The 25,760-nt window shown below is 50.2% G+C and carries 21 protein-coding genes; 12 read left to right on the top strand and 9 right to left on the bottom strand.

Features of this window, described 5'->3' with window-relative positions:
- Positions 1-63 precede the first annotated feature (63 nt).
- Positions 64-825, top strand: coding sequence for a sulfite exporter TauE/SafE family protein (locus tag I8U19_RS06165; protein ID WP_198055457.1), 762 nt, complete (start codon positions 64-66; stop codon positions 823-825).
- Positions 826-959: 134 nt separating this feature from the next.
- Here I8U19_RS06165 and I8U19_RS06170 read toward each other — a convergent pair whose 3' ends face one another.
- Together I8U19_RS06170 and I8U19_RS06175 are read right to left on the bottom strand one after the other, a co-directional pair.
- Positions 960-3,077, bottom strand: a complete 2,118-nt coding sequence (locus tag I8U19_RS06170; protein WP_198055458.1) for a heavy metal translocating P-type ATPase — start codon at positions 3,075-3,077, stop codon at positions 960-962.
- Positions 3,061-3,435, bottom strand: a complete 375-nt coding sequence (locus I8U19_RS06175) for an ArsR/SmtB family transcription factor (protein ID WP_033101034.1) — start codon at positions 3,433-3,435, stop codon at positions 3,061-3,063. The genes I8U19_RS06170 and I8U19_RS06175 overlap by 17 nt, the downstream gene beginning before the upstream one ends.
- A gap of 313 nt (positions 3,436-3,748) precedes the next feature.
- Here I8U19_RS06175 and I8U19_RS06180 point away from each other — a divergent pair, with 313 nt between their 5' ends.
- The 10 genes from I8U19_RS06180 to I8U19_RS06225 all read left to right on the top strand — a co-directional run bounded on the left by I8U19_RS06180 (position 3,749) and on the right by I8U19_RS06225 (position 15,843).
- Positions 3,749-4,318 carry a nitroreductase family protein gene (locus I8U19_RS06180; RefSeq protein ID WP_198055459.1) on the top strand — a complete coding sequence of 190 codons (570 nt, stop codon included), beginning with the start codon at positions 3,749-3,751 and terminating at the stop codon, positions 4,316-4,318.
- A gap of 164 nt (positions 4,319-4,482) precedes the next feature.
- Positions 4,483-5,841 (top strand): aspartate aminotransferase family protein, encoded by a 1,359-nt coding sequence (locus tag I8U19_RS06185; protein ID WP_198055460.1) that lies wholly within the window; start codon positions 4,483-4,485, stop codon positions 5,839-5,841.
- Positions 5,842-5,861: 20 nt separating this feature from the next.
- Entirely contained in the window at positions 5,862-7,418 is a 1,557-nt protein-coding gene (locus tag I8U19_RS06190) for a pyridoxal phosphate-dependent decarboxylase family protein (RefSeq protein WP_198055461.1), read from the top strand.
- Entirely contained in the window at positions 7,373-9,190 is a 1,818-nt protein-coding gene (locus tag I8U19_RS06195; protein WP_198055462.1) for an IucA/IucC family protein, read from the top strand. The genes I8U19_RS06190 and I8U19_RS06195 overlap by 46 nt, the downstream gene beginning before the upstream one ends.
- A complete protein-coding gene (locus I8U19_RS06200) occupies positions 9,168-9,749 on the top strand; it encodes a GNAT family N-acetyltransferase (protein WP_052154193.1) in 582 nt (193 codons plus the stop codon). Before I8U19_RS06195 ends, I8U19_RS06200 begins: the two co-directional genes overlap by 23 nt.
- A complete protein-coding gene (locus I8U19_RS06205) occupies positions 9,733-11,130 on the top strand; it encodes a lysine N(6)-hydroxylase/L-ornithine N(5)-oxygenase family protein (protein ID WP_198055463.1) in 1,398 nt (465 codons plus the stop codon). Before I8U19_RS06200 ends, I8U19_RS06205 begins: the two co-directional genes overlap by 17 nt.
- 87 nt (positions 11,131-11,217) lie before the next feature.
- Positions 11,218-13,023: an IucA/IucC family protein gene (locus tag I8U19_RS06210; RefSeq protein WP_198055464.1), complete on the top strand. Its 1,806-nt coding sequence runs from the start codon at positions 11,218-11,220 to the stop codon at positions 13,021-13,023.
- 256 nt (positions 13,024-13,279) lie between these two features.
- Entirely contained in the window at positions 13,280-13,939 is a 660-nt protein-coding gene (locus I8U19_RS06215) for a PrsW family glutamic-type intramembrane protease (protein WP_033101030.1), read from the top strand.
- A 604-nt stretch (positions 13,940-14,543) separates the two neighbouring features.
- The gene (locus I8U19_RS06220) at positions 14,544-15,071 is read left to right on the top strand and encodes a matrixin family metalloprotease (protein WP_052154191.1); all 528 of its coding nucleotides are present in this window, start codon (positions 14,544-14,546) and stop codon (positions 15,069-15,071) included.
- A 70-nt stretch (positions 15,072-15,141) separates the two neighbouring features.
- The gene (locus I8U19_RS06225; RefSeq protein ID WP_033101029.1) at positions 15,142-15,843 is read left to right on the top strand and encodes a hypothetical protein; all 702 of its coding nucleotides are present in this window, start codon (positions 15,142-15,144) and stop codon (positions 15,841-15,843) included.
- Between the two features lie 381 nt (positions 15,844-16,224).
- On the opposite strand, the gene I8U19_RS06230 is transcribed toward I8U19_RS06225, so the two are convergent.
- Genes I8U19_RS06230 through I8U19_RS06245 form a run of 4 tightly spaced genes read right to left on the bottom strand, consistent with a single transcriptional unit; the run spans position 16,225 to position 19,115 of the window.
- A complete protein-coding gene (locus I8U19_RS06230; RefSeq protein ID WP_033101028.1) occupies positions 16,225-16,950 on the bottom strand; it encodes a hypothetical protein in 726 nt (241 codons plus the stop codon).
- Positions 16,947-17,654, bottom strand: coding sequence for a fluoroquinolone export ABC transporter permease subunit (locus tag I8U19_RS06235; RefSeq protein ID WP_198055465.1), 708 nt, complete (start codon positions 17,652-17,654; stop codon positions 16,947-16,949). Before I8U19_RS06235 ends, I8U19_RS06230 begins: the two co-directional genes overlap by 4 nt.
- A complete protein-coding gene (locus I8U19_RS06240) occupies positions 17,651-18,505 on the bottom strand; it encodes an ABC transporter ATP-binding protein (protein WP_033101027.1) in 855 nt (284 codons plus the stop codon). The genes I8U19_RS06235 and I8U19_RS06240 overlap by 4 nt, the downstream gene beginning before the upstream one ends.
- Complete coding sequence (locus I8U19_RS06245) at positions 18,498-19,115, bottom strand: TetR/AcrR family transcriptional regulator (protein WP_198055466.1); 618 nt, start codon at positions 19,113-19,115, stop codon at positions 18,498-18,500. Before I8U19_RS06245 ends, I8U19_RS06240 begins: the two co-directional genes overlap by 8 nt.
- A 559-nt stretch (positions 19,116-19,674) precedes the next feature.
- On the opposite strand from I8U19_RS06245, the gene I8U19_RS06250 reads away from it, so the two are divergent.
- Positions 19,675-20,298 (top strand): hypothetical protein, encoded by a 624-nt coding sequence (locus tag I8U19_RS06250; RefSeq protein ID WP_033101025.1) that lies wholly within the window; start codon positions 19,675-19,677, stop codon positions 20,296-20,298.
- A gap of 51 nt (positions 20,299-20,349) precedes the next feature.
- Here I8U19_RS06250 and I8U19_RS06255 read toward each other — a convergent pair whose 3' ends face one another.
- The 3 genes from I8U19_RS06255 to I8U19_RS06265 all read right to left on the bottom strand — a co-directional run bounded on the left by I8U19_RS06255 (position 20,350) and on the right by I8U19_RS06265 (position 25,754).
- Positions 20,350-21,402: a hypothetical protein gene (locus I8U19_RS06255; RefSeq protein ID WP_198055467.1), complete on the bottom strand. Its 1,053-nt coding sequence runs from the start codon at positions 21,400-21,402 to the stop codon at positions 20,350-20,352.
- Between the two features lie 124 nt (positions 21,403-21,526).
- Positions 21,527-23,722, bottom strand: a complete 2,196-nt coding sequence (locus tag I8U19_RS06260; RefSeq protein ID WP_198055468.1) for a DNA topoisomerase III — start codon at positions 23,720-23,722, stop codon at positions 21,527-21,529.
- Between the two features lie 451 nt (positions 23,723-24,173).
- Positions 24,174-25,754, bottom strand: coding sequence for a glycosyltransferase family 39 protein (locus tag I8U19_RS06265; RefSeq protein WP_198055469.1), 1,581 nt, complete (start codon positions 25,752-25,754; stop codon positions 24,174-24,176).
- Positions 25,755-25,760 lie beyond the last annotated feature (6 nt).

Below are 25,760 nucleotides of genomic sequence, written 5' to 3' on the forward strand. Positions count from 1 at the left end.
TAAAAAAAAACGATTTTACCACACAAAAAACGCAAAAATTACAGTATAGGAGACACCCAAGAGATGGAACATTTAAACATTGGCATGCTTCTGTTTTTGATCGCATCCGGCTTTTTGGCCTCGTTTATCGACTCCGTGGTGGGGGGAGGCGGCCTGATCTCCATTCCCGCCCTGATGATGACCGGGCTGCCGCCCACCGTCGTGCTGGGAACCAACAAACTGGCGGGCACGATTTCCTCTCTGACCAGTACCATTACATATATCCGTTCCGGGAAAATCAATTTTCGACTGGTCAAATATCTCCTTCCTTTGTCGTTCGCCGGTTCGATATTGGGCGTTTATACTGTCAAGCAAATCTCTTCCGATTTTTTAAGACCGTTGATCATCATTTTCTTAATCCTGGTTACGTTTTATTCTTTGCTGAAAAAGGAGTGGGGGCGGGAATCGAAGTTTGAACAATTTACGGTCAAGACCGGTATTTTCATTGCCATGGCCAGCTTTGCCATCGGTTTTTATGATGGTTTTTTCGGTGGGGGAACCGGTTCTTTTCTCATGTTTTCGTTTTTGCTGCTGGGGTTTGATTTCATCCAGGCTGCGGCAAAAGCCCGGTTGCTCAACTTCACCAGCAACATAGCCGCACTCATCTTTTTTATCTGTCTACATGATGTCAATTTTGTCTATGGAATTCCCATGGGAACAGCCATGCTGTTGGGCGCGCTGGTCGGCTCAAATGTCGCTCTGCGCAAAGGGGCCTCCTATGTCAAAGTGCTGTTTGTCTCGGTCACCATTCTTCTGATCGGCAAACAAATTATTGATTATCTGTAAAAGAGATCGAAAATCTATGATGAGGATTCACCATTGCCCACGAACGGGCGATCTTTGCAAAACAGGCGCCGAACTTGCGGGAAGAATCTTTCTTTCGCATTCGGCGCCTGTGTCCGCTTCCGTATAAAACGGCTTTATTCCTTGATTTTCAGAAGTCTCATCGCATTCAGAGTGACGATCAGGGTGCTGCCCATATCGGCAAAAACGGCCATCCACAGCGTTAACCATCCCGGAATGATAAGCAGCAAAGCGAGAAGCTTGATGGCAAAAGAGATGGTGATGTTTTGCTTGATAATGCCAAGCGTTTTGCGGCTCAGCCGGATGGTAAACGGAAGTTTTCGCAAGTCATCTCCCATAAGCACAATATCCGCTGTCTCCAATGCCGCGTCTGTTCCTGCCCCGCCCATGGCAATGCCGACTGTTGCAGCAGCCAAGGCCGGGGCATCATTGACGCCGTCTCCGACCATTGCCACCCGGTTTCCGCTGTTACGGACCGCTTTGATCCGCTCCAATTTTTCCTCAGGCAAAAGCTCCGCTTCAATTTCCCTGATCCCCAACCGGTTGCCTATGGCGTCGGCTGTCTCGCGGTTATCCCCTGTCAGCATGACGGTTCTCCTGATTCCGATCCGGTGCAACCGCTCTACCGCTTCCCGGCTGTGCTCACGAAGTTCATCGGAAATGGCGGCCAGTGCCAAGGCTTTCTCTTCATCAGCCAGCAGCACGACCGTTTTCCCCTGTTTTCGATAGCTTTTCACCTTTTCTTCAATGTCAATCGGAATGCCGTTCGGCAGGATTTCTGCCAACCAATCCGGACGGCCCGCATAATAGTGCTTTCCGTCCACTTTGGCCCGGACGCCTTTTCCGGTAACCGATTGAAAATCTTCTGCTTCCCCAACCAAAACTGCCGACTCCTTCGCTTTATCCAGCAGGGCGGCGGCCAGCGGGTGCTGCGAATGACGTTCAATCGAGGCGGCAATTTGCAAGTGGGCCTGTTCTTGGCCGGTGAAGGAAATAAAATCTGTAACCACCGGGCGCCCCCGCGTCAGGGTTCCGGTTTTATCAAAGGCGATGGCCGTCAAGGAGCCCGCTTCCTCCAAATGGATTCCGCCCTTGATCAGAACTCCGTTTCGTGCCGCGTTTCCAATCGCCGTGACGATGGCTACCGGAGTGGAAATCACCAGAGCACATGGGCATCCGACCACCAGAAGCGCCAGCGCACGGTAAATCCAGACAGACCAAGCCCCGTGAAAAAACAGCGGCGGAATCAGGGCGACGAGCAGGGCAAGGAGCAAAACGGCCGGGGTGTAAACTTTGGCAAACCGGTCGATGAACGCTTGAGAAGAAGCCCTTTCCGCCTGTGCTTCCTCCACCAGATAAATGATTTTGGAAAGGGTGGTGTCCCGAACCTGCTTGGTCACCTTGATTTCCAGGTAACCTTCTTCATTTATGGTGCCGGCAAACACCTCATCTCCCGCCGATTTGGCGACCGGAATCGATTCACCGGTAATGGGGGCCTGGTTGACAGCGGAGGAACCCGACACAACGACCCCATCCATGGCGATTTTCTGCCCCGGCTTGACCAGCAGAATATCCCCTGTTTCGATCTCATCGACAGGCAGGGTGATCTCAGCCTGATTGCGCCGCACGGTCGCCTGTTTCGGGGCCAAATCCATCAGCGAGCGGATGGATTGCCTCGCCTTGTCCATCGAGTATGACTCGAGAATTTCACTGATGGCAAACAGTACGACAACTGTCGCTCCTTCGCCCCATTCCCCGATGGCGGCAGCCCCGACGACGGCGATCGTCATCAGCGCTTTCATATCAAAATCGAGGCGGATCATGCTTTTGATCCCATTCACAAACAGCCCGGCGCCACCGATGAGCATGGAGATCACCATAGTCAAAATCGCAAAGGCGCTCGTTTCACCATACAGATCATCGGCAGCATAACCCAGAAGGAGAAAGATCAGCGCGAAAAATAACCGCTGATTCTCCCGCTTTTTCCAAACCGGAGTCCGTTCCTCCTCTTCACGCAGACCGTCCGGGACCAGCTTCAGGTTTTCAAAGGCCCCTGCTTTTTCCAATTCCTCAAGCGAGGCGGTTCCGTAAACAGTCAGCTTCGATGCACCGAAATTGATCCGGGCATCCTCCACGCCTGGCAGGGCCTTGACGTTCCTTTCAAATTTGGCGGCACATCCGGCGCAGGTCAAACCCTTGACCCTGTACATATGACAATTATCGTTTTTCCCCATTCTCTCCCACTTCTTTCTGATGCAAAAATGCGATCTCGATCAACTGCCGTACATGGTCATCATCAAGCGAATAAAAAACGAGCTTCCCTTCCTTCCGGTATTTGGCCAGTCCCATGTTTCGCAGCAAGCGCAAGTGATGGGAAGCGGTCGCCAGAGAAGATTCAATAATATTGGCAACATCGCAGACGCACAGCTCCCCCTCCTGCATGAGCGCATAAGCGACCTTCAAGCGGGTCGGATCGGCCAGTGCCTTGAACAGTTGCGCCGTCTCCAGCGGATTCACCGCTTGCAAATGCGCTTGCACCCGCTCCACTTTATCGGCATCAAAACAATAGATCTCACAGCGGTCTTCACTCATACCATGCACCTCGCGCCACAATCTGACGGTTATTTTCTTATATTACAATACTCAAACAACCATTTGAATAATTGATGGGAAATTTAAAATTTCTTTCGCAAAGTGCATTGCAAAATGCGCTGACCTTCCTCCTCCATGCACTTCGTATCGTCACTCAAAGATCCCCCGCGACCCTCACATCCTTGCCGGAATCATCTCAGAATGTGCCGATGTTGTCTGCAAGAATTTTTTCGTCTTGTCAGACCTCTCAATTCTGTATATGATAATGATAATCGTTATCATAAATTGATTCATGATCGCTGGGAGGCAAAACATGAGTAAATCAATCACTCTTCGTTCGTTGACCGAAGTGATTCGGGAGCGGCGGACCGTACGCCAGTTCCGCCCTGATCCGGTTCCGCTGGATGTGATGAAGGAGATTTTGGAAACTGCCAATTGGGCCCCCTTTCACAAGGAAAAAGAGCCATGGCGCTTCCTGCTGGTGCACGGAAATCGCAGGGAGGAAATTATCGCATTATCCATGAAAGTTTACTCCCATCTGCCTGCTCCGACTTTAAAAGCATTTGAAACGTACTTGCGCACCGTCCCCATCTATTTATTCGTCATCATGGAGGAAAGCGAAGAACGACAGCAATGGGAAGATGATCTCTGCGCGACTGCGGCCCTGATTCAAAATATTCAACTTCTCGCCTGGGAGAAAGGGCTTGGCATGGTATGGAAAAGTTATTACGGCACAGATCTGGGGCGGGCTTACCCGGAGAAACTGGGGCTCAAGCCGGGCGAGAAACTGGTTGGTCTCCTTCTGATGGGATATTTTGATCAAGCCCCAAAACCAAAACGCCGCACTCCGCTGTCCGAGTTATTGACGATCCGGGGGGATTAGCACCAAGGCCGCACCCTTCTCCCGGGCTGTCATGGCCTGACTTTCATTGATAATGATTTTCATCTTCATTTTTTCCGAACTCCCCCTTTACTTTCATCCGGCTCAATGGTATATTGATCTCAAATAAATGATAATGATTATCATTATCAATTGGAGGGATCATCTTGAATCAGAGTCTGGTCCTGCGCAATGACCACTATCTCGCCAATCAGGAGCGGCGGGAATCAAATGCCCGCTCCTATCCCCGGCGGATTCCGATCGCCATCAAAGAAGCCAATGGCATTTTTGTCAAAGATGTGGAAGGAAAAGTTTATTATGACTGCTTGTCAGGTGCCGGAACCCTGGCATTGGGGCATAATCACCCCGTTGTCATCGAAGCGATCAGGCAAGTGCTCGACAGCCGGCTCCCTTTACATACACTCGATTTGACCACTCCAGTGAAAGACGAGTTCATCGAAGAGTTGTTTGCCAGCCTGCCGAAATCATTCGCTTCGCGCGCAAAAGTCCAGTTTTGCAGCCCATCCGGTGCGGATGCGGTGGAAGCGGCGATCAAGCTGGTTAAAACGGCAACCGGACGGCGAACCCTCTTCTCTTTTCACGGTGCTTTTCACGGCATGACGCACGGTGCGCTCAGCCTGACCGGCAATCTCGCACCAAAACAACCGATCGCCAATCTGATGCCCGATGTCCATTTTCTCCCCTATCCCTATGCCTACCGCTGTCCGTTTAACCTCGGCGGGACACTCGGTGAACAGACGGGCATCCATTACATCAAACGCGTGCTGAACGATCCGGAAAGCGGAATCGCCCCTCCCGCGGGCATGATTATGGAAATCGTGCAGGGCGAAGGCGGCGTCATTCCCGCGCCGGACAATTGGGTGCAAAGCGTTCGCTCAATCACCCGGGAGCACAAAGTTCCGCTTATCGTCGATGAAGTCCAAACCGGATTTGGCCGCACCGGCAAATTATTCGCCTTTGAACATGCCGGCATTATTCCGGATGTGCTCGTTTTGTCCAAAGCGATCGGCGGTTCCCTGCCCCTGGCCGTTGTGGTCTACGATCAATCTCTGGATCAATGGTCTCCTGGTGCTCATACGGGAACATTCCGGGGTAACCAAATGGCCATGGCAGCCGGCATCGCCACCATCCGCTTTATCCGCGACAACCGCCTGGAGGTGAATGCCGCACAAATGGGAGAACGGCTGATGTCCCGACTGAAGTCGATTCAAAACGAGTCGACCTGCATCGGGGATGTGCGCGGCAGAGGCTTGATGATCGGAGTGGAAATTGTCAACACGCAGCGCGAACCCGATTCTCTGGGAAGCTACCCGGCCTATCCCGAACTGGCCCGGCAAATTCAGCGGGAATCCTTCAACAGAGGATTAATCCTGGAGTTGGGCGGCAGACATGGCAGCGTTGTCCGCTTTTTGCCGCCATTGATCATTACCGGGGAACAAGTGGAGCATATCTCCGCCGTTTTTGCCGAAGCCGTGCAAGCGGCCGAGAAGAAAATGGCCGATTGAACAGGAGGAAAAAACAGAGGATGCACGAGAAAGCAAAAACAGATACAGAGCGGTTGTTTCTCAATGGATCTCGGCAATCGGCGCGGGAATACCGGTTGGCGATCTCCAATGCGGAAAAGATCCTGTTGGAACAGTTTGCCAATGCACGGCAACCCTTCAGCGGGCGCTCAGTCCAAGAGCTTTCCAACCGGATCGGTGACCTGGAGCCCTGCCCGGAACATGGCCGTGATTTGCTTGAAGTTTTGGAGGAAACAGGAGAGGTCATTCTGAAAAATTTGCTCGCGGTCCATCATCCGGCTTGTGCCGCCCATCTTCACTGTCCGCCGCTGATCCCTTCCCTTGCGGCGGAGGCGATCATCAGTGCCGCCAATCAATCGATGGATTCATGGGATCAAAGCGGTGCTGCCACCTTGCTGGAAGAAAAGCTGGTCAAATGGCTGTGCCGGCTGTTCGGCTACACCGGCCAGGCGGACGGAGTTTTTACCAGCGGTGGCACCCAGTCCAATTTGCTGGGTCTGCTGTTGGCAAGGGACTGGTACATCAAGGAGCAGTTCGGCCGGAATGTGCAAAAGGACGGACTGCCCCCGGAAGCGGAGCGGATGCGCATCCTGTGCGCCAAAACGGCCCACTTTACAGTGCAAAAATCAGCTGCCCTGCTGGGATTGGGGGAAAAAGCGGTTGTCAGCATCGAAACGGATGAACACCAGCGCCTGTGCCTCGACGATCTGGACCAAAAACTGGCCAGACTCCGTTTCGTGGGATTGCTCCCGTTTGCCGTGGTCGCTACGGCCGGCTCCACTGATTTCGGCGCAATTGATCCGTTGCCCGCTTTAGCCGACAGAGCAAAGCAATACGGCCTCTGGTTGCATGTCGATGCCGCTTACGGCGGAACAGTGATGCTGAGTGATCAACATCGAAGCAAGCTGGACGGGATTGAACACGCCGACTCCATGTCCGTCGATTTTCACAAACTCTTTTACCAGCCAATCAGTTGCGGGGCCTTTCTTACGAAAAACGGCCGCCATTTTGAACTGATCAAGTCAAATGCGGATTACTTGAATCCGGAGGAAGATGAAGATCAGGGCATCCCGAATCTCGTGGGCAAATCGCTTTCGACGACCAGGCGGTTTGATGCACTCAAACTGTTTATTTCGATGCAGACCATCGGCCGTGCCGCCTTTGCCAGAATGATTAACCATACGATCGAATTGGCGCAGCAAACAGCAAACCTGATCGCCCAAGATTCGAAGCTGGAATGCATCAATCGGGAGCCGGCCCTGAACGCCGTTGTTTTTCGCTACATCGGAAATGAAGCGGAGCAGAGCAGGCAAAACAAACTCAATCGCGAAATTCGCCGTTCCCTGTTATGGGAGGGAAAAGCCGTGATCGCGCAAACGAAGGTGGACGGCATGCACTGTTTAAAGCTGACTTTGCTCAATCCGCGCACCACCCTCGACGATGTCAAGTTCATTTTGGAGGAAGTCAAACGAACCGGCTCGCTGCTGGAACTGAGGAAAGGAGAACGATCGCCATGCCCGACAAAACTGCAGAACAAGCCAGTATCGAAGCATTTTTAAACTGTTATCTGAGGGAGACGGGAAGATATGAGCTGGTAAAAAAGGAGCAAAGCCCCTATCGCTCGCTTTTCGCCGAGTGCCCGTCTGATCAATTGATCATCTGTCCCCTCCCGCATCATGGGTTTAACATCATCGCTCCCGTAAAATATTGGTCGTTGACCGGCCGCCATCTTTTCCACTTCCCGCTCTATTACACAACCGCAAACGGTGCTTCCCACCAACTGGATCTGGTGACGCTGGCAGCACTGGTAACCAAAGAACTGGCCATTTTCCGGAATGCAACCGGCGGTCAGAGTGAGCTTGTTTACCGTGCCTTGCAAAGCTCTGACAACATCAAATCGTTCATCGCTTCCCGCCAGGCGGACGCGCATGAGCTGTATGAACCGCAATTTTCCTTTTTGGATGCAGAGCAGTCATTGATCTTCGGCCATTTGCTGCATCCGACACCGAAAAGCCGGCAGGGCCTCTCCGAACTTGACCAGGCACTCTATTCTCCGGAACAAAAAGGGAAGTTTCCCCTTCATTATTTCCGTGCCCACCGTTCGATCGTCAAAGAGGATTCCGCCCTGCCCCAAACGGCGACACAATTGATCAAGGAAGAGCTGCAAAACGACCCGGAGCTGGACGAAACCTTTAAAAACACCTGCTTGCAAGAGGACGATTACGCGATCTTGCCGCTTCATCCTTTTCAGGCAGAGCATTTGCTCCGCCGCCCGGAGGTGCAAAAATTGCTCCGGCAAGGCCTGATTGAAGATTTGGGAGTCATGGGAAGAGCTTATTCCCCCACCTCGTCACTTCGCACTCTCTATCATCCGCAGGCCCGCTTTATGCTGAAATGCTCACTCCATATCAAAATCACCAACTCCCTGCGGCTGAACCAGCGGAAGGAGCTGGAACGCGGAGTGGAGGTCTCACGCATCTTGCAGAGCAGGATCGGCAAAGAACTGGCGGAACAATTCCCCCGGTTCCAAATAATCCAGGACCCGGCTTATATCACCCTCGCGATCCCGGGCAGCAAAGAGTCCGGTTTTGAAGTATGCCTTCGCGAAAATCCGTTTACCGCCGGTGCGGATGAGAATGTCACGCTGATCGCCGGACTGGTCCAGGATCCAATCAAGGGTGGGAAAACAAGGCTTTTCAACATCATCTCAGAACTGGCCGAAAAAGAAAAACGAACCAATCGGGAAGTCAGCCTCGACTGGTTCCGCCGCTACTTAAATCTTTCACTGCGGCCGTTGATGTGGCTCTATCTCCGTTACGGCATCGCTTTGGAAGCACACCAGCAAAACAGCCTCATCCGGCTTTATCAAGGATATCCGCATCAATTTTTCTACCGGGACAATCAGGGTTACTACTACTGTGAATCCACCTATCCTGCACTCAAGCGGATTTTGCCCGGAATCAGAAAAAAAAGCGAGACGGTGTGCGCCGATGCCGTCGCCGATGAGAGATTTTGTTACTACTTTTTCATCAATCATTTATTCGGGCTGATCAACGTCTTCGGAGCATCCAGTCTGATCGGAGAACAGGAATTGTTAAACGAACTGAAGCATGAATTAAGCCGTTTTCTGCCGTGGAACCGCCGGCCTTCCACCTTGCTTGACAATTTGTTGCACAATGAAAAACTCTCCTGCAAGGCAAATCTGCTCACCCGTTTTTATGAAATGGACGAATTGGCGGGGCCGCTGGAAAGCCAATCAGTTTACGTACAAATCGCTAATCCGCTGTCGAAGGTGGTGGAAAAACGTCATGAGTCTTCAGCCGGAATTTGAACAATATGATTCCTCAATCAACAAAACCATCTCATTTCGCAAGGTCTCTTTTGAACATGACCTGAACATGCTCTTTGTCTGGATGCATCAACCGCATGTGATTCCCTTTTGGAACCTGAATATTCCGTTCACAAAATACAAGGAACATTTGCACAAGTCTTTGCGCGATCCGCACCAAACGCTCAGAATCGGTTATTTGGACGGTGTTCCCATGAGTTACTGGGAAACATACTGGGCCAAAGATGATATTGTCGGCAAACACTATGATGTGCATCCCTGGGATCAGGGAGTGCACCTGCTGATCGGTCCGCCTTCCTTTTTGGGCAAAGGATATGCCTTGCCATTATTAAGAACGATCATATCCCGATTATTCCAATGCGAAAAAACAGAAAAAGTGATAGCCGAACCGGATTTCCGGAATGAAAAGATGATCCACATTTTTCAAAAATGCGGATTTGAAAGGCAAAAAGAGATCGATCTCCCGGATAAACGCGCCTTGCTCATGTATTGTTACCGGGAATCGTTTTTCAGGAGGTGGGAGGATGCCGCGCGTTCATGAACATCCGTTGTTCGATCTGATCGGTGTTGGAATCGGCCCTTTTAACCTGGGGCTGGCGGCCATGATAACCAAAGTGCCCGAAGTGAAGGCCGTCTTTTTTGAGCGAAAGCCTTCCTTCAACTGGCATCCCGGGTTGTTGATCGAAGGAACCACCCTGCAAGTTCCCTTTATGGCCGATTTGGTGACCATGGCTGATCCGACAAGCCCATACAGCTTTCTAAACTACCTGAAAGAGCAGAATCGCTTGTACCAGTTTTACTTTTTGGAGCGGTTCCACATTCCGCGCCGTGAATACAATCACTATTGCCGATGGGTGGCCGGGCAGCTGCCTTCCTGTCGCTTCGGCTCTGAAGTTACCTCGATCGAATGGGTCAAGGCGGAGCCGCATGATCACTTTCGTGTCAAAGTGACGGAAAGAAGCACCAGTCAGCAGTCGGAATACCGGGCGAAAAATCTGGTTTTGGGAGTGGGCAGCGTTCCCCATATCCCGCCTGACCTGCATAATCTGCCCGGGGACGATGTTTTTCATTCCGGCGAATTTTTGAACCGGCTTGATCGTTGCCGACAGGCCTCGTCCATCACGGTGATCGGGTCGGGCCAGAGTGCCGCGGAGATTTTTTACACCCTTTTACAGGAACAGAAAGACCATGGATACCGGCTGGATTGGCTTACCCGGTCGGACGGCTTTTTTCCCATGGAATACTCCAAGCTGGGATTGGAGCATTTTTCGCCCGATTACACGGAATATTTTTATTCGCTGCCGCAGGCGAAACGGGACAGCCGCCTTCGTAAGCAGGATTTGCTGTATAAAGGCATCAGTGCCAAGACGATTGCCGATCTCTATGATTTGCTCTACGAACGGACTGTCGCCGGAGAATCGCCTCCGGTTCGCCTGCTCGCCCAAACGGAAGTGCAGGAAATCACGCCTGTGTCCGGCGGGGGAAAACGCAGATATCAGTTAAGCTGCCTGCACCGGGAACAGGATCAACGGTTTCAGCACGAAAGCGAAGTGGTGATCCTGGCAACGGGCTACACCCGCCAAATCCCCGGATGCCTCTCCGCTCTCCATCCCCTGCTTTGCTGGGATGATCAGGGAAGATATGTGGTAAAAGCGGATTATCGATTGGAGCTGACGGAAAAAACGGATTGTGCCATTTTTGTGCAAAACGGCGAACTGCACACCCACGGAGTCGGCGCTCCGGATCTCGGGCTGGGAGCTCATCGCAATTCCGTGATCATCAATACTTTGACGGGACAAACCGTTTATCCCGTTTTCCGCAAAAACGTGTTCCAACAGTTCGGGCTCCGGTCTCCTGAGCCGGATGCTCCCGTCCTCTCTGACAGAAAAGATTCATCTCTTTTCAGCACGACCCGGGGATGAAGGCTTTGGCAAACTCATGAGGATTGTGAAAGCACCGCCCCTGACAAGAACAAACTTTCACTGGCCAATGCGGAAGGAGTGTCTCGCATGAAAGATCAAACCACAATCGTACCCTCGGTATTCAATCCGAAATCCTGGGAAATCGTCTCACGCAATCTGCTGACCAAGATGATCTCCGAATTTATGTATGAAGAAATCATTTCGCCGGAATTGATTGAGCAGGCGGGAGAGTTCGGCACCTACCGCCTCTCCCTGAAAAACGGGGTGACCTACACCTTTTCCGCAAAAGAACGCCCCTTTGGCAGTTACCGTGTCGATTCCGGCAGCATCATGCGGCATGAAGCGGATGCAATCCATCCGGCAGTGAGTCCGATTCAGTTTCTGCTCGACATACAGGATACGGTCGGCATGTCGCCTGAGACCACCGGACATCTGATTCGCGAATACAATCACACCTTGATGGCAGACGCTCATCTCCTCCATAAAAAACAAGATCAAAAAGCCGACGTGACCACACTCGATTACGCGGAATTGGAAGGAGAAATGGAAGGCCATCCCTGGATTACCTATAACAAAGGACGCATCGGGTTCGGCTATGATGATTACCTTGCCTATGCACCTGAACAAAAGCGGCCCGTCCGGCTTTCCTGGATCGCCGTCCACCGTCAAAAGGCGGAATTTCACGCCGTATCCGGCCTGAGCCATGAGGATTTGCTGAAACAAGAGCTCGGTGAACAATTTGCCCGGTTTCAACGGCAGCTGGCAGAGCAGGGAACCGATCCCCAGGAATACTTCTTCATGCCGGTTCACGACTGGCAGTGGAATCATTATATCGTCCCGTTATTCGGTGAAGAGTTGGCCAACCGCTCGATCATCTTTCTCGGAGAAGGAGAAGACCGGTATCTGCCCCAACAGTCGATCCGCACCTTTGTCAATATCAGCCATAAGCGGCGGCATCATCTCAAATTGCCGATGAGCATTCTGAATACGCTCGTCTACCGTGGTCTTCCGGGAGAACGAACCGTTCTCGCCCCCAAGATCACGGAATACATCAAAGGAATCTGGGAGAAAGACCGGTTTTTAAAAGAGGAATGCCGGATGATCCTGCCCGGGGAAATCGCCAGCTTAAACTATGATCATCCCTATTTTTCCAAACTGACCGGAGCTCCTTATCAATACCTGGAATTACTGGGCGCGATTTGGCGCGAAAGCATCTATTCGTATGTAGAGGAAGATGAAAAACCGGTCACGCTCGCTTCGCTCCTTTATGTGGACGGGAAAGGCAATCCCTACGTTTCCTCCCTCGTGAAGCAGTCGGGATTAACCCTGGAGGAGTGGTTGAATCGCTTATTCTCTGTCCTCCTTCCTCCCCTGCTCCATTATTTGTATCGTTATGGGGTTGTCTTCTCCCCTCACGGGCAAAATACGATTCTCGTGCTGAAAGATTCCGCTCCCCGTCGCCTGGCCGTGAAAGATTTTGTCGATGATGTCAATGTCAGCCGCCATCCGCTCCCGGAATTGTCGGATCTGCCGGCAGACTTTAAAGAGGTATTGCGCAGCGAGCCGCCGGAAGGACTCTGCCAATTTATTTTCACCGGTTTGTTTATCTGCCATTTCCGCTATCTGTCCGATCTGCTCGAAATCCATCATCAGTTCCCGGAAGCAAAATTCTGGGGCATGGTCCGGGACACGATCATCCGCTACCAGAACCGTTTTCCGGACTGGAAAGAGCGGTATGAGCTGTTTGATCTGCTCAAACCCAAGTTCACCAAACTCTGCCTCAATCGCAACCGCATGCTTGATTACGGATATTCGGACGGCGATGACAGGCCGCATGCTTCCGAATACGGCCAGGTCAGCAACGCTCTGGCCATGGAATATTCCTGCGACTGACCAGAAAAAACCGCTTTTCCGCGATTACCGGGAAAGCGGTTTTTTTAATGGTTCAAGTCATCGGATCTTCCCCGGACCCGGAACTCAACGATTTAACCGACTTGATGTTGATCCGCATCATGCAGGAAATGGCAACGGCAAAATCGGGCATACTACCGTTGATTTTGCATGATTTACAAAACCATCACAGATACTGTCAGGTTTAATCCCCCCTTTTACCGTTTCATCCACATCATCCCCGTCAGGAGGTGTTGGCTTGTTCATCCTGTTGTTTAGCGCTGTCATTCCCGCCGTCTTGTTGATGATCTGGATCTACAAGTGGGATCAACTCCATCCGGAGCCGAAACGGCATGTGTTGCGCTTATTTGTAATGGGAGCCCTTGTGCCGCTGCCTGCCGCTTTGATCGAACGGCATCTGCTGATCACCAAAGCGTTAAGCCCCAATCCGCAAAGCCTGGTTGGCATTTTGCTGACGGCGTTCTTCGTGGCGGGTGCGGTGGAAGAACTATTAAAAGCGCTTTTTTTCTATAAAGGAATCTACCGCCATCGTGAATTTGACGAACCGATTGACGGCGTTGTTTATGCTGTGGCCGTCTCGCTCGGGTTTGCCATGGTGGAAAATATACTGTACGTGTCCAGTTACGGCCTGGCCACTGCTTTTTTGCGCTCAGTTACAGCCATTCCCGGGCATATGTTTTTTGGCATCATCATGGGCTATTATTTCTCCCGGGCCAAAATGGGACGGAGCCGGCTCTCCGCTGCCTTTGCCATTCCCGCTTTTTTTCACGGCGTTTACGACAGTTTCGCCATGAGCGACGGGTTCCGGGCGAATGTCGCGCTTCTGGTCTATTTATTGATCCTGCTGTTTTTCAGTTTAAACATCATCTCCCGGCTGAAGCGAATGGTGATCAACTAACCCGGCAATTCAGCATCTCGGTCCCTGTCCAATACAACCCGGATCCAACACAAAAGCTCCTCGCAAATGAGGAGCTTTCGAGGAGCTTTTGTATCGCAATTTCCAATTTTCAATCTACAGGATAACGGCCAAGCCGGCAAACAAGTGCAAAAGTGCTACGATCATCCTGATGACCTCCCGTTCTATGAGTTAATTCTGAATTTTCCAGTTCCAACTTACAGAATAACAAGCAATCCAGCAACCAAGTGCAAAAATGCTACAATCACTCATGCCACCTCCCGTTCTATATACTGGTATTCAACCCAAATTCGGTAAATTCCTGTTCGTTAACATATTTGTCAATATTTTTTCTTTTTGACAATTTACACTGTTTTCTTCTGAAATTACACGGTTTGCTCTGGAACCCAAAAATTTTTTGCCGGCATTTTTGCAAAAACGTTGGAGAAGAAAATGCCGAAAAACAAGAAAGTTTTTCGTGTCTAGTCGCCGTCCACAAATATCAGAAACACACTCTTCTGAATAAATGATTTTTAATTTTGCATAATTATTGTTATAATTAAATTATTACAAATTATATATCGCATAGAATTTCAGGAGGTAAGAAATGAAAAGAAAAAGATTCTCTCCTGGACTTGTGATGCTGATGTTGACCCTCATCCTTTTTCCGCTGAATGGTTTCGCTTACAGCTATACAGGTTCCGAACAGTGTAACTACTATGTGGAATGGCGCTGGGGGGGAACACTCCTGAACGGCGAGGCGGTCTTCCAAAATGCATTTCAACAAGCTTTGACGGACTGGAACAACAGTCAAAATGCCCGTCGCTATGTCAATGGCGGTTCCGATGCTTCGGGCGCATTGGACACATACAGCGAAAAAGACGGGAAGTACGGAAACTCGATTTGGTATACTAACTTGCTCGGCTGTGTCACTTCCTGGGTATCCAAGATTAACCGATATTATTCGCTCACGCATGAATTTACTCCTGCCCGCAGCACGGCAAACCATGAACTGGGGCACATCCTGGGACTGGCCCATACCAATAATCCCGCCATCATGAACACCAGCCGGAATCGCTATTCCATGTACACCCCGCAAACGGACGATATCAACGGGGTGAATAATCTCTATTAGCTGAAACATAATCCGCAGTAAAAACGTCCGAAGATTAAAGATTATTTTGATCAATCACGGAGGACTTGAAATGAAAAAAAGGATCATTTTGGCGGTTGTTGTGATGATCAGTCTTCTTTCACTTTCCGGCTGTTCGAATTTACCGGCAACAGGGGTTCCCACCATTCACATCGGTGCTGACGACCTGATCGTCGCCAAAGATCTGAAAGATATGACAGAGAAGGCCCCATTCATTGTAGTTGGTCATTATATAAAATACGTAACATCCGTGAATGCGGCGAGGGACGTGCAAAACCCTGCCGAACCGGCCAAAGATGTCTACGATGAAGCCAAGGTATACGAATTCAAAGTGGATCAGGTCTTAAAAGGGACGATCACGAACGAGTCCATCCTGATTCATAAAGTTTACAGCCAGGAGATAAAGGAACTGAAGGATGAGAATGGCCAGCCATTGGATATCCATGTCCCCAATTCCACTTTTCTCAAGCCGGAAACGGGTATAAAATACATTCTTTTTCTGGACAAATACCCCTATATGGAAAACACCTACTCCGGCTCATTTGCCAACTATGAAATCAAGTTCAACGATCAGGATCAAGCTGTGTTGAAACAGCCGGAAGCGTTCAGTCCCCAGATGGTGAAAGCAAACGGAAAAGAGATTAACATCCAGATGGAAGGGGAAACGAACTTCCCCGATGATGTCAGCGGCAAAAGCTTTAAGGAATTGACGGACACGATCAGGGAAAATGCCCGGTCATCATCAACCTCTTGATCGGCGTCATTCCCGTCATGATCCCCGCCATGCATAAATCAGGAATATACCCCGGGGCGGATGCCGGAAACCATCAGGTTTAATCATCGCCACACGACACCTTCAGAAAAAGGGTTGAGCAAAGCTGTTGATTAGTGAAGAACGAATGTAAATCTGCCGACACAGTAACTGCTCAGGCATTATTTTCGCCCCTGGTTATGAAGCACCGCTGTTCCCCGGGATCATTAAAACTGCCCCCGACAAAAGGGCAGCTTTTTTCTTTATAGTCAAATCATCTATCACCTTTGGAGAAACAAACCATCGACCATTTGAAGGATTTTATTCTGCTATCGATTCTCAAATCGGAGAACTACTTAAGTCGCCTCACAGTTTCCGGCCAATCTATTCCACTCGACGAATGAACATCCGATAAGCCACCCACATCCACAAACCATGGATCACGAATCCCATCCCGTGCGCAACAAAAAAATGCTGTCCCGCAGGCAATCCCGATAAAAAAGCTGCAGAGGCCCAGTAAGTGGGGAGCCACCACGCAGCCCATTGCCACTGCGGCGGGAGAAAACACACGGCGACGGGCCCAAAAAAGGAAAGCCCCATCAACTTGGAAATGGCCAACCCCTCCACTTTGTTTTGCGCCCAGGCGCCCAGGAACAATGTGGCGAGCGGCGCTTCCAATGACAACATCAAGAGGGAGGGAAGCAAACGTGCGGAATCGAATTGGACAAGGTTTGCGAGCAGAATGAAGGCCCCCGTGAAGAAAAAACCAAGTAAAACGGGTAAAACCAATCGATACACCAGATATCCCCTCTTCGTCATTGGAGTGACCGCCAACACCAACAACATGCCCTCATCGCGGTCATCCAGCAACAGGAAACCGGCCAGCATTCCGATCGTCATCGGAGTGACGAGTGCGAGAAAACTCATAATGAAATCCAAATGGGGCCGGATGGAGAAATGGAATACGTGCTGAACACCCCATTCCATCCAAGGAAGGACGACCCAAACGAAGATCAAGAGAAAAAGAGGGGAGGCGAACGACATCAGCAAAACCCAATCATGTCGCAACCGCCGCACATCCCCGAGAATAAGATACAGCCATCGGGTCATGCCCGCACCCCTCCCCATTCTTTTGTGAATGCTTGAAATAGCGAGCGTTTCGCCCCATAGAATGAAACTGCACACCACGCGATGAGCAGAAGAAAATCACGCAGCGGAAAAGAAACGAAAGGCTTGGACAGGGCCCATTCCAGGAGGCTGAAAGCGGCGCTTCCCGGCCAGATATCGGCCCACAACCCGCCCGCCAATCCCCAATATCCCAGCAGAGGGAGAGCGATCGGGAGCAAAAAAACTTGTGAACCTACAAGAAAAGCGTTGATTGTCTGTACATGCACAACCAGTATCATGCCCCAGCAGGTGAAACAGATGGAACTGAAGAAAATGCCAATGACCATGAGAAGGCTTTTTCCGCTGAAGCCGTGAACCCCCATCGCAATGGTCATACTGGACAAGCTGGAGAGAAACGCCAGTGAAACCAATTTCGCGCTTAAATATTCTGACAAGCGGAGCGGCGTCACCCACAACGGCTGCAAAATCTTTTGCACTTTTTCCAACAGCACAATTCCTCCGACGAAATAAAACCCCAAAAAAGAAGGATCGCTATACAAAATAGTGATGGTCAAATCTTCTTGGTATTTTTCCGGAACGAAGCGCAGGAAAAGGATATACAGCGTGCTGATGATGGCATAAACGGCATAGAAACCATGGCGCCACTGGAAGCGAACGTCTTGGATCAAGGCCTTTGACCACCTCATGCCAACTTCCTCCCCGTGACGGCGATAAAAATTCGTTCAAGCGTAGTTTCTTGGGTGTGGATGGTCTCCAAACCGTCATGGGACAGCAGGCGGAGAAAGGCGTCATTTTGGGCAAGACCCGACAGCGGAAACTCCCGCGCCAGCAATCGATCCCCGTCTCGGTATTCGACGCGCACCATTTTGCGCCCGTACTTCAGTTTCATCACCCGCGGCGCATCAATTAACGCGATCTTCCCGTCCACGATTAAGGCTACTCGGTCGCACAGTTCTTCAGCGATGGCCATATGGTGGGTGGTGAGGAGAATGGTTTTCCCCTCTGCTTTCTTCTCCAATATCAACTTTTTTACCGCTTCCGTGCTGACCGGATCCAAGCCGGATGTCGGCTCATCCAGGAATACCAATTCCGGATCATGCAGAAAAGCGCGGCAGACATTGAGCCGTGTTTTCATCCCTTTGGAAAAGCTGGATACGCGTTGATGGACAGCGTCCGATAAGCCCACTTGTTTCAGCAAATCCACCGGGGAAAGCGTTTTATTTCGATAGAGGGAAGAAAAAAAACGCAAGTTTTCGAGTGCGGTGAATTTGTGGTAGAAATAGGGCGTCTCAAACGCCACTCCGATCTTTTCAAGGTATTCCGCACCCGTTTCGCGCAGCTCTTGCCCTTCCACTTTTACACTGCCAGCATAATCTTTCAGAATGCCGATCATCACCTTTTGCAAAGTGCTTTTGCCCACCCCGGAAGGGCCGAGGAAGCCGAAGATTTCCCCGCGGGAAACGGTGAACGACACATCGCGGAGTGCCGTTTTTTCCGTGCCTGGGTAGCGGTAAGTGAGCCCCTTTACTTCAATCACGATGCGCCTCCCCTTTCTCTGCACCGGTGGTCAGATATAAGGCGATGCTTTCCGCCAGTTTTTCCATCGTCTCGGAAAATACGTCCTTCCCGATTTCCCGCTGGTGGATGGGAAGAAGGAAAAACGCGCGAATCATCCCCGCGATCAATTCCGGCTTTTCCGGGCGGATGATTCCTTCCCGTGCCCACGCATCCACCAGCGGCGTCAAATCGTACAGATCCCGTTTGTTGTGATTTTCCAACAATTCAAGGGGGAATTTTGGCATATATTCCTTTTCCATGTAGAGACGGCGAACAATCTTGTTTTCATAAACTAGTTTCAATCCTTCCAAAAGCAGGTTTTTCACTCGTTCAAAACCACTTGACTCCTCTTTCATCGCTGTTTCCAAGAGCCTGGTTTTGATCTTCTCCTCTTCTCGCTCAAGGATGGCGAAGTATAATGCCTCTTTGGAAGGGAAGAAAAGATAAAAAGCCCCCTGTGAAATCCCCACCGCCCGGGCGATTTCCCGGATACCCGTTTTTTTCAGGCCATAGGTCCCGAAGAGCTCACACCCCACTTCGAACAGTTTTTGTCTGATTTGTTCTTTTTCCGCTTCACTGAATCCGCGCATGGTCATTCCTCTCTTATGGTTTATCCCCTTTTTATGAACATATGAACAAAATTATTATTTGTTCATGATTTAACTGCATTATATCGCTTGGTGACCAGGAAGGCAAGAAGATTAAGTTAAAAAGGCTGCCGGATCATTGGACAGGATTGAGAGACCGATGCATGACAGAAGGGGATCAGGATCGCTCCACTTGTCACAAATTGGACCATAAACTACAGGAACACCGGTTACACTTGTCCAGAAAAGGTCCGGTTATTTTTCCAAAATATTAAAGAAGGATCACAAACCTCCCTGATGTTACTGCTTTATTGCGTTTGGACTCACATCACTCATCCTTGAAACAACCAGGATTTTTTAATAGAAATGAATAAAGAAAAGCAGGAGAACTTGATTGTTTGATTAACAAATGTGAAAAGGAGTCTTATATCGAAGCCTAAATTTCCTCATTCACTTATGCCAAATTGTTGACAAAACAAAAGGGGCTGTTTGAAAAAAGGGTTTTCCTCCTTGCAAAAAGCGATTTCGAAATTTGTAAATAAGTTATGGGAGGATCTAAAAAATGACACACATGAACAGCGATCCACCTGAAAAAGAGGATCTGACGAATTTAAAAGCGATTCTGGTCTTCCTCCTGGCGCTCGGGGTCGGAGCCGGTTTATACGCCTGGCCGAAGCTCACTTACGCCCCGAAAAACCACATTTGGATTTACGAACCCGATGTGATTCCGATCATATTCATCGGCTTGACCATTGTACTTACATTTATCGGCTCCCTGCTGAAGGCGCGTAAATTTTGTATCGGTTGCCTTGTCTTCATCCTGTTGCTTGTGTTTTACTACCACTCTACATTTGCCGATGGTCCGTATCTGAAGGAGGATCGAATCGTATTGGACGGAAAAGCCTATCGATGGAATGACATCAAGTATGCCGTTCTGGACACATCCCTGGACAAGGGACATCCCCATGTCTATTTTGATCTTCACTTTCATGACGGGGAAATGTGCACAGTGGGCATGAGAAGTGTATTAGCCACGGATGTAAACGGACTGAACCGGGTTTATCATCAACTGCTGAAATACAGGATCCCGATTCAAAAAGAACCTTTGGATGAAGACAAGATTAAACATATCAAGTTTGATTTGTCGGACAGGGAAGAAAAGATCATCTTCTCCATGTATCAATGAAGAAGGGGGACAAAAAAAGAGGAAGCCTTGAACTCCCTCTTTCTTCCAAACTTATTTGCTGTTTTTCTCCGACACCAAAGCTGCGATTTTATCAAAGGTTTTGGATTCATTGGAGCTGGACACCATCTGAATCCCCATCTCCTGAATTCGTTTGTATGCTTCATCCAGCTTCGCCTGCAATGTGGCGATCGTTTCGTTGGCCATTTGCAATTGATTTTTGAGGTTGTCCCGTTCCTTTTCCAGAATCCGTTTGTCCGCTTCCACTTCTTTTTTGAACGCCGCTTCGCGAATGGCCAAGACTTTCTTCATTTCCGCATCTGCCTTTTCCTTGGCCTCTTTTTTCACTTGGGCGATTTTGTCTGGGATGGAGGCTACTTCAGCTTCCAGCTCCTCCATTTTTTCTTCCCGTTTTTGAATTTTTTCTTCGCGCTCGTCGAGCGATTTCTTATATGTATCCAACTCTTTTTTCCTTTTTTCCAATTCCGCTTCAAACGTTTTCCGCTTGCTGGCCAATTCGTCTTCCAGTTGGTCGTGCGCTTGTTTTTTATGTCTGGCGAACTCGTATTTAAACTCTTCTTCTTCCCTTTTTTTCAATTGCGCCAGTTTCTCTTTTTGTTCCTTGAGGAGCGATTCATGCTCTTTGCGAGCTGTTTCGATTTGTTTGAGGATCTCGGCCAGTTCGGAGGAAGCTTTTTCTTTCTCTTCGGCCAACTCTTTTTCTTGCGACAACTTCAGTTCCTGATGGGCGTTGACCAGTGCAGCCAGGGTATGGGCCTGTTTTTCAATCCCGTACAGTTCCTTCAATTCAGCTTCTTTCATGGAAATGGCTTCTTTTACCGTTTTCAGGTTTTGCGTCTGCTCGAGAATGTCCTCGCTGATTTTACTCAGCAATCGGGTGACCGATTTGGACAAGTCCATAATTTTGACGTCGATGTTCTCTTCCATGAGATTGTCCGCTTTTTTGATGGTTTCTGCCGTTTTTTTCGCCTGAGTTTCACTTTCAGGGTCCAGTTTCCCTTTTTCCAGTTCAGCGATTCTTTTTTCCGCTTCCCGAAGTGCTGCCAAAATGGTTGCCTTGGTGCTTCTCTCTGTTATTTTGGCCATCTTCGCTCTCCTTTTTGTGAATTCTTGTTGTCAAAATTATGATACCATACGAACAGACGTTTGTAAATCTTTTTGTCTTAAAAAAATGCCTTCCCAAGCGATCACTTGAGAAGGCATAAATTCTTCACTCATTCTGCTGAAACCATTTGGCCAATGCTTCTTTCAACGCGGGATTTCCCTCATCCTGCTGCCGTTCCTGCTGTTTCAGATACCTGGAAATCTCTTTTCGCGAAACCATGCTCTTTTTTTCCTTGCTTTTGCGTTCCTGGAAGGAAGCGTATTTTTCGCGGTAGCCGCAAGCACACACAAAAATCCGCCCATCCCCTTCTCCGCGCAGCTCCAGCTTTTTCCGGCATTCCGGACAGCGCGCATTGGTCACGCGGGCAATTCCTTTGCGGTAACCGCAAGCGCGATCCTGGCAAACGAGCATTCTCCCTTTTTTGCTGCTGACTTCCAACAGCCGTTTGCCGCAATCAGGGCAGCGGCTGGTTGTGAGGTTATCGTGTTTAAAGTTTTTTTCGCTCTCTTTGATCTCCCGGACAACCGCCTGCGCATATTCTCTCATTTCGGCAAGGAAGGATTCCTTGTTTAATTTCCCTTTGGCAATGGCGCCCAGTTTCTGCTCCCATTCGGCGGTCAAAGCGGGCGACTTCAGCTCCTCAGGAACCAGGTCGAGCAGCTGTTTTCCCTTGGATGTGATGGCAATATGCTTGCCTTTCTTCTCGATCAGGAAACTGTCAAACAGCTTCTCAATAATGTCCGCGCGGGTAGCCACCGTTCCCAGCCCGCCCGTTTCCCCCAGCGTCCTGAGCAAATCTTTCCGCTGATTTCCCATATATTTTCCGGGATTCTCCATAGCGGCGATCAAGCTTCCTTCCGTGAACGGTTCCGGCGGTTTGGTCTCTCCCCGGGTCAATTTGACAGACCGGATCGCCAGGCGATCTCCTTCCTTGATTTCGGGCAGAATCTGCTCCGGCATCCCTTCGGTTTGCTCCTCCTCCTGCCACTGGTCACCGTAAACTTGTTTCCATCCCTGCGCCCGGATCACTTTTCCGCGGGCAATGAAGGTCTCGCCGCCGATATTTGTCTGAACGGTGGTCTGCTCATACTCAAAGGGTGGAAACATCACGGCAAGGAAACGTTTGACGACGAGGTCGTAAATCTTTTTCTCCTTGGCGCTCAGTTTGTCCAAAAAGACCGGTTCTTCGGTCGGAATAATCGCATGATGGTCGGAAACCTTGCTGTTATCCACGAAGCGTTTGTTTGGCTTCAGCGATCGGGAAGCCTGGTGGGCCAGCTTGCGGTACGGGCCGACCCCGCAAGCCTCCAGACGGTCCTTCAGAGTGTTGACGATATCGGTGGAAAGATAACGGGAATCGGTTCGCGGATAAGTCAACACCTTATGATTTTCATACAACCCTTGCAGGACGGACAGTGTTTCTTTCGCGGAAAAACCGAAGCGCTGGTTTGCCTCCCGCTGTAATTCCGTCAAATCATAGAGCGGGGGTGCATAGCTTTTTTTCTTCGCCTTTTTCACTTCGGTGACGATCGCTTCTTGCCCCGTTAACCGGGAAAGTAGACGCTCGCATTTCTCTTTGGCAAAACTTCGCCAGTCTTTGGTTTTGCCGTCCTGCCAGACCAACTTCAGGCCATTGGCCGTGACCGCCTCCAACCCGTAGAAGGCTCTCGGCTGAAAATTCCGGATCTCCTCTTCCCTTGCAGCAATCATCGCCAGGGTGGGCGTTTGCACCCGGCCGCAGGAAAGGCTGGCATTATGTTTGCACGTCAAAGCCCGCGACGCGTTGATGCCCACCATCCAGTCGGCTTCCGCCCGCGCCACGGCTGAGGCATACAAGTTTTCGTACTGTTTGCCGTCTCGCAGCTGCCGAAATCCTTCCTTGATCGCTTTGTCCGTCACCGAGGAAATCCAGAGGCGCTTCACCGGCTTCTTGATCCTGGCTTTTTCGATGATCCATCGGGCCACCAGCTCCCCTTCGCGTCCGGCGTCGGTGGCGATGACGATCCGCTTCACATCCGGTCGTGACATCAAATTTTTCACCTGCTGGAACTGCCGGGCCGTCTTTTTGATCACCACCAGCTTCATACGGTCCGGGAGAAGAGGCAGGTCTTCCAACCGCCAGGTCTTGTATTTCTCTCCATAGGCTTCCGGGTCTGCCAACGTGACCAGATGGCCGAACGCCCACGTCACCACATATTGATCCCCTTCCATATAGCCATTTCCCTGTTTGTGACAACCCAGCACTTTCGCTATATCTCTGCCCACGGAGGGCTTTTCTGCCAATACCACTGTTTTGCTCATCGTAACATCCTCTCACCCAACATCCGCAGTACATACTTCTATCTTAACCCTATTTCCCCGCAGATCAAGGGCGAGGATGATCTCAGGCACCATCCCCCTGCCTGTGAGGAGACTACAGGACGATTGAATGCAGGAGGAAAAGTCCGGTGCCGCGGAATCACACAAAGTTGTCCAAAGCTCAAAACTTGTTTCACTCAGCATGAAGCAAATAGTATGCACCACCCGAAAATCAAGGGAGAGAGAAAGCATGGCAAAAGGATGTGAAGATGGCTGGCAGTCTGTCCGGAGTATGCAAATAACGGTGAAGAAGCGATGTATTTAAACGCCGAATCGCTTCCTTAAAATAGCGTTTTCGGCGTTTTTTGCTGAGGATTTTATTTCAAGTGCCTCAAAGCGGTGTCCGATTCGATCTCAGACGAAGGCCGCAATGGATCAGAGAAAATGAAGATCCTCATTTTGTGCGCAAAGCATCCTCTTTCTTGTTCGTTCCCGCTGCCAGATCCCAGCCTGCCTTCGCCAGGAAAATGAAGAGAACAACATTTAGAAGCGAGGTGAGAAACATGGGAACATTATAAGGGACTCCTCCGCGGGTCATGCCGTACAAAACGGTGGCGGTGTTGATAAAACTGGTGGCACTCAATCCGACGGACAGCCAAAGCAACCTTTTGTCCTTAAGAAAGATAAATGCCAGCAAGGACAGGGCCACTGCGGGGAACAGATACCTTTCATGCATACTGACGGAAAAGGTGAAGACACCGGCAATCTGAATCAGCGCCGCCAGGAAAGCATGCTTGGCGCTGCGTCCTCTGTAATAGAGAAACCCGGTGAAAAGGGTAATGAGGACAATGAAAATCATCCCCCAGGTATAGTAACTGAAAAACAACATCACGGTTGTATCCGGCTTGTAATTGGCCCCGATCAGACTGAAGAAGTTATAAGCATTGACTGAGGCATACGGATATTCCCCGATGGTCCCGGCGAACAGTTTGACAATCCAAAGCGGACTTTGCCGGAAGGAAAAGGGCAGGATGATGACCAGAGCCGTGGCCAATGCAGTAAATGCGGCAATGAAAAAACGCTTGACACTCTTCAGCCGCACCAGCTCAAATAACAGAACAGGCAAAAAGATGATCCCTTGCGGTTTCATCAGGACGGCTGCGGCAAAAAGCGCTGCCGAGCCGTACACCCTTTTCTCCGTCAGCAACCATACCGCCACGACTACAACCCATGTGAAGAAGGAATCGACCTGCCCCCAAAAAGTGGAGTTGATGAATACTGCCGGACTAAAAAGATAAAACGCCGACAGCAGAAGGCCGGTCTCCACCGAAAGATGCTTGGCGGCCAGCCGGTAAAGGAGAGCAGCGGTGAGCAAATCGGCCGCGATGGACGGCAGCTTGATCAACAGGGTAAAATAGGAACCCAACGCCGGAAGCGAGACTGCCTTGCCAACCAGATACAAAATGTAAATGTACAAGGGTGGGTAATCGCTGGAACCATGAAGATAAAATCCACTGAAGTTTTCGGCTGCGGCCAAGGCCCAACTTTTGAAGAGATTGAGATCAAACGATTGCCCCCCGACCCATGGAGCGAGAGCCACCCTCAAGCACAAGCCGGCTCCCAACAAGCTCCACAAAAAGGCCTTCTGCTGCTGAGGCGCAACCTTTCCCTTTTTGCGGAAAACACGATCGCAAGCAAAGGCAAAAGCGCCGAGAAACAAAAGGCTGTAAAGAAAAACACAAGTTCTTTCCGTTGAATCGGAATTCGCCCCGCGAAAGTTGCCAAAAAAATGTTTTCCGTCCGGTGATGGATTGCCACCGTTTCTCCACATCGGATGACTGGCGGGAATCTTTTGGCCCGGGTGCGCCTGATGCATCCGGTGGCCTGAATGTTTGTGCCAGCCCGCGTGGCCAGCCGGAGGCAGATCATTGGACTGAGAGGCATCGCCACGGGCTTTCCATACGGAGAAGGCACATAACAAAATCGATGCGGCCAGGATCAGGAACAAGCCGATTCGCAACTTATGACGAAACACCGCGAT

The sequence above is a fragment of the Thermoactinomyces sp. CICC 10523 genome, from assembly GCF_016055105.1.
Taxonomy (GTDB): Bacteria; Bacillota; Bacilli; order Thermoactinomycetales; family Thermoactinomycetaceae; genus Thermoactinomyces_A; species Thermoactinomyces_A daqus.

Coding starts and splice junctions, on each gene's coding strand:
- I8U19_RS06165 (WP_198055457.1), top strand. CDS start 64: ATGGAACATTTAAACATTGGCATGCTTCTGTTTTTGATCGCATCCGGC.
- I8U19_RS06170 (WP_198055458.1), bottom strand. CDS start 3,077: ATGGGGAAAAACGATAATTGTCATATGTACAGGGTCAAGGGTTTGACC.
- I8U19_RS06175 (WP_033101034.1), bottom strand. CDS start 3,435: ATGAGTGAAGACCGCTGTGAGATCTATTGTTTTGATGCCGATAAAGTG.
- I8U19_RS06180 (WP_198055459.1), top strand. CDS start 3,749: ATGAGTAAATCAATCACTCTTCGTTCGTTGACCGAAGTGATTCGGGAG.
- I8U19_RS06190 (WP_198055461.1), top strand. CDS start 5,862: ATGCACGAGAAAGCAAAAACAGATACAGAGCGGTTGTTTCTCAATGGA.
- I8U19_RS06195 (WP_198055462.1), top strand. CDS start 7,373: ATGCCCGACAAAACTGCAGAACAAGCCAGTATCGAAGCATTTTTAAAC.
- I8U19_RS06200 (WP_052154193.1), top strand. CDS start 9,168: ATGAGTCTTCAGCCGGAATTTGAACAATATGATTCCTCAATCAACAAA.
- I8U19_RS06205 (WP_198055463.1), top strand. CDS start 9,733: ATGCCGCGCGTTCATGAACATCCGTTGTTCGATCTGATCGGTGTTGGA.
- I8U19_RS06210 (WP_198055464.1), top strand. CDS start 11,218: ATGAAAGATCAAACCACAATCGTACCCTCGGTATTCAATCCGAAATCC.
- I8U19_RS06220 (WP_052154191.1), top strand. CDS start 14,544: ATGAAAAGAAAAAGATTCTCTCCTGGACTTGTGATGCTGATGTTGACC.
- I8U19_RS06225 (WP_033101029.1), top strand. CDS start 15,142: ATGAAAAAAAGGATCATTTTGGCGGTTGTTGTGATGATCAGTCTTCTT.
- I8U19_RS06230 (WP_033101028.1), bottom strand. CDS start 16,950: ATGACCCGATGGCTGTATCTTATTCTCGGGGATGTGCGGCGGTTGCGA.
- I8U19_RS06235 (WP_198055465.1), bottom strand. CDS start 17,654: ATGAGGTGGTCAAAGGCCTTGATCCAAGACGTTCGCTTCCAGTGGCGC.
- I8U19_RS06245 (WP_198055466.1), bottom strand. CDS start 19,115: ATGCGCGGATTCAGTGAAGCGGAAAAAGAACAAATCAGACAAAAACTG.
- I8U19_RS06250 (WP_033101025.1), top strand. CDS start 19,675: ATGACACACATGAACAGCGATCCACCTGAAAAAGAGGATCTGACGAAT.
- I8U19_RS06255 (WP_198055467.1), bottom strand. CDS start 21,402: ATGGCCAAAATAACAGAGAGAAGCACCAAGGCAACCATTTTGGCAGCA.
- I8U19_RS06260 (WP_198055468.1), bottom strand. CDS start 23,722: ATGAGCAAAACAGTGGTATTGGCAGAAAAGCCCTCCGTGGGCAGAGAT.